The sequence below is a fragment of the Nocardioides abyssi genome (assembly GCF_030412915.1).
GTDB lineage: Bacteria > Actinomycetota > Actinomycetes > Propionibacteriales > Nocardioidaceae > Nocardioides > Nocardioides abyssi.
On the sequence record NZ_JAUHJR010000184.1, the window covers coordinates 1 to 276 of the forward strand.

At 35.1% G+C, this 276-nt stretch carries 1 protein-coding gene; it reads right to left on the reverse strand.

From position 1 onward, the window contains the following. On the reverse strand, positions 1-276 hold a 276-nt coding region (locus QWY29_RS20425; RefSeq protein ID WP_300963055.1), incomplete at both ends, for a hypothetical protein.

Sequence of the window (276 nt, forward strand, 5' to 3'; positions counted from 1 at the left end):
GTGCTTAAAAATTCGATAACATAATGGAAAATGTATTTGATGAAGTTTTTCATTAAAAAAAGTAAGTTATCGTCCAAGCGTCCAACGTTTTTCAAAACATATGGCACTAGATTTATAAGAAAAGATAAATGATCTGCAGTTGTTGGTGGCGTTTGTTGGACTTGTTCGCTATTACCCGTAAGTTCCATAGATGTATCTAAAGAATGCGCCGATCTATTAACCAGCATTCCAAAAAGGCAAAGCAGAAAACCAATAACCTGCATGTTTTTCACCTGC